This is a genomic window from Muribaculum sp. (assembly GCF_029051885.1).
Taxonomy (GTDB): Bacteria; Bacteroidota; Bacteroidia; order Bacteroidales; family Muribaculaceae; genus Muribaculum.
In genome coordinates, this window is the sequence record NZ_JAIDKI010000061.1 from 1 (window position 1) to 3,649 (window position 3,649).

The 3,649-nt window shown below is 48.9% G+C and carries 2 protein-coding genes; both read right to left on the minus strand.

Annotated elements, in window-relative coordinates; translation table 11 throughout:
• Positions 1-257: 257 nt before the first annotated feature.
• On the minus strand, positions 258-2,315 hold the full coding sequence (locus tag K2I50_RS02690; RefSeq protein ID WP_301024707.1) for a hypothetical protein: 2,058 nt from the start codon (positions 2,313-2,315) through the stop codon (positions 258-260).
• 393 nt (positions 2,316-2,708) lie between these two features.
• Positions 2,709-3,455, minus strand: coding sequence for a hypothetical protein (locus tag K2I50_RS02695; protein WP_301024708.1), 747 nt, complete (start codon positions 3,453-3,455; stop codon positions 2,709-2,711).
• Positions 3,456-3,649: the final 194 nt, after the last annotated feature.

Consider the following 3,649-nt stretch of genomic DNA (forward strand, 5'->3'; position numbering starts at 1 on the left):
CCTTCGTCACATGTCGAAAATCGTCTCAAGCTATACGACCCTGGCGGCAACATTTATTATTAAACAAGCTCTTAATACAATCTTTTTTACATGAATCGGACTCTGCCGATATACCTTTATCCGGAATCAAAGTTACGTCATGTCCGGATAGGAAAGTGAGGAGAATCCGGAGGGGACAAATCGTAGTCTTTATCCCCTCAGGGATTGGATTCCATAATAATCGTTTCGTCAACCGGAAAGCGCCGGGCTATGTTTTATTATCTTGCGACTTTGGCCACAGCAAATCCGGCTCCGTCGCGTGCCACTATCACATATGTTCCGGCAGAAAGTCCGTTAAGGTCGAGAGCGCCCTTGGCCTGTGCTACCTTCACACCCTTCAAGGTGTATGCAGAGAACACTGTAGTGTCAGTAGCAGTAACTATGCCGTCGGCGATATTCATCTGGAGCTTGCCGTTGACAGCGGTAATCTCATCGATGCCGGTAGTGGGAGGTGTGTAGTAATCGGTAATCTCACCTCCGTTATCGACGATGTCATAGAGTTGGTCAACATCTATTTCGTTGGCACCTACGACTGCCTTGTCGCCGCGGGTCTTGCCGTTCATATCGGTGGCCGAGATATCAAAGCCGCGGAGAGTCCACTTAGCGCCTGAATTGGTCACGACCTTGTCGAGTTCCTTGTCGGCCTTCACATAGTACTCCTTGTCGCCGAGATTGCCGGCCTCGCTGTCGGGATTTATCGGAGCCACGCCCCATACCATTCCATTGTATGTAAACGCAGCGGAGAGTTCGGCTGCGCCTTCATCGAAGCATGGAGCATCGTTACCATAGTTAATATGAGAGGTCTCTGACTTCACAGAGCCGTTTTCATCATTTGGAATGACAGCAATTACACTGTGCTCGATTTTCATGTCGGCGATGCTCTTTGCATGCTCATTGAGGAATGATATATCGCTGTACTGGCCATTGCTGCACTGGTTGCCCTCCATGATTGTATTGAAAATCTCGAGAGAGATTGCATTGGCGGGATGGGCGGCATTTCCGTCAAAGCAGATATTGGCGCCATGACCGCCGTTGGTCTCACCGCGGTTGCCGTTTGAGCCGCCGGCAATCATCGAGCAGTTGGTAAGATTGAGGAGCGAACCCTCGGTGCCGCCGTTCCAATAAAGCTGCGGACCGTAGAATGCAGATGTGTTGCCTGCAAACAGACAGTTGGCAAACTTCATGAGCAGATGCTTTGTTCCGTCGGGATTGCCGTCGACATTGTTTACAGCCACAGCACCGCCATGTTCCCATATAGCGTCATTGAAGCCGAAGTAGCAGTTTGTGATGTTGGCGTCGACAATGCGGTCTTTGCCGTCTACATTGCTGAATGCATAGATGGCACCACCCTTGCTCCATGCGGAGTTCCCGACAAACGAGCAGCGGTTGATATCCACTTTAGTTGAGGTGTGGAGAGTCCAGAGGCACAGTGCGCCACCCTCTATGCGCTTGCAGGGCTTGTCAAAGCAGTTTGCGCCGTTATTGTCAAAGAGACAGTCCTCAAGCACGAGGTCACCGCCGGTCTGGCAGATGGCACCGCCGCGACGGGCACTGTTGTTCATAAACACAGAGTTGCGTATTGTAAGCTGGCCGAACTGGAAATGTATGGCGCCTCCGCGTTCTACCGTCTTGCCATCCTCGGGATTGTAGCATTCCATCGAGCCTTCGGTAGCAGGAGTAAGGGTAGTTGAGTCGAAACCATTGTCCGCGAAGACACAGTTGTCAAAGTCGGCCACGATATGGTCGTGGATATAGAATGTACCGCCCTCTGTAGGAGCGACACCGTTCTGGAAGCGGAGATTCTCGAAGCGCACCCACGAGTTTTCTACAGTATTCTCAGGATTAACCCACTTGTCGAAGTTTGTCTCACGCCCGAGTTCGAAAAATCGCCATGCATTATCACCGTCGAAACCATCGGTCTCCGGATCCATTCCGCGGAAGGTGATGTTAGCCCAGCGGGCATCGTCAATTTTGAGCTGGAACCCGTTCTGGTTTCCTTCCTTATAGAAATGACCGCAGTTGCCTTTCGACAGACGGTTGCCAGTCAGAGCGAGATCATATTCGGCAGCCATGCTGAGGATACCGGAGATGTTTACAATATCGCCTGTCTCGATAATCGATGTAAGATTGGTAAGAGTCTTACGGGGAGCATCGGCGGTAAGGCCGCTGTTGTTGTCATCTCCGTTAGGCGACAGATAAAGGTCCTTAGCCTGGAGATTACCCATTGCCAGAGCCGCCATTGTGACGAGAACTGATGCACGTGTAAAATTTTTCATGCGTGATGGTTTTGATTAAAGATTAAACTATATAATTTTTTATATATCCTTTTTGTCAGCAACCCGACTTCAGTCATGTGCCGTATATCGCCCGTTGCCGTCAGCACATCGCGGAGGCAGGAGGGATAATGCGATGCAAACTTAATGTGCAAGCCTTAACTGAGCGCTTAATTCCCACTTAACGCGCAATTAATTTTGCCCGATATGCTTTTAAACATATTTTTAACATTCCGACGTCCCACACCATAGCGCATTGATACACACAGTCCTACCAAACAATATCCACACGTGTCGCCCTATTATAGCATCTTTAACAACAATGACAGCCGGGATGGCACTGTTCCCATCCCGGCTGTCATCTGACAACTCGCTTAGAGCAATAATCCTATTAGGTCAAAGCATCATTTTCCTTACATTCTTTCCGCTTACCACTATATAAATGCCATGCGGCAGACGAGCCTCGCTCAATATTCCGGAATATACATGTATACCGCTCAGATTATACACCGTCACCTCGCTTTCGGCGTCAATAAGGATGCTGTCTATAGCGTTGGTATCGTCGCCATCATCATAATCCTTGACTATATCGCCGGTAAAATAGAAGTCGGTAAACTTTACGTTGATTTTACCAAGCGTGATTACATCGTTGTAGATGTACATACGGCAGGTCACGATATCCGACCAATCCACCTTGTCCTGATTATTCATCGAGGAAATGGCTACGGAATAGACATGCTTGCCAAATTTCCAGTCAAGTTTCTTTATCTCATAATATCCGGCAGCCTGCTGTCCCCAGTCGGTTATCTCTTCGCTCGGCATGCTCGAGAGTATCACACCCTGACCGCCTTTTCCGGTTATGTTCTCCAGCAATGCCGGGTCCTCGACTCCGTCGACAGGTGTAATCTCGACTTCGAAATTGAACGCGGTGTTTGTATATCCCGACAAATCGACATGGTCGATTTCCAAAGTCATATAAGCTGATGTCTTCGGGTCACCGCCGAGCACAAACTGACATTCCTTAGTAGAGCTGTTAGGCTGCTTATATTTATATGGTGTGGCAATCGACTCGTTGACAATGACTCTGCCATGGTCGACAATCTTCATATTCTTCATCTTGAATACATACCCGGCGGATTTCATTCGCGCAAACTGGAGGCTTACACCGGTAAACTGAGTGTCGGCTAAGAGCTTGTTTAATAATAAATGTTACCGTCAGGGCGGTCAATCGTCGAGCATATTTTCGCTTGTGATGAGGGTGTTATGGGGTTCCATAACGACCGAAGAGCAGGCGGAAAGATGCCGGCGATTGACCGACTGGAGGTAATTTGTTTAAC

Excerpts from the sequence above, each read along its gene's own strand:
- K2I50_RS02695 (WP_301024708.1), bottom strand. The coding sequence starts at position 3,455 with ATGAAATCCGCCGGGTATGTATTCAAGATGAAGAATATGAAGATTGTC.
- K2I50_RS02690 (WP_301024707.1), bottom strand. The coding sequence starts at position 2,315 with ATGAAAAATTTTACACGTGCATCAGTTCTCGTCACAATGGCGGCTCTG.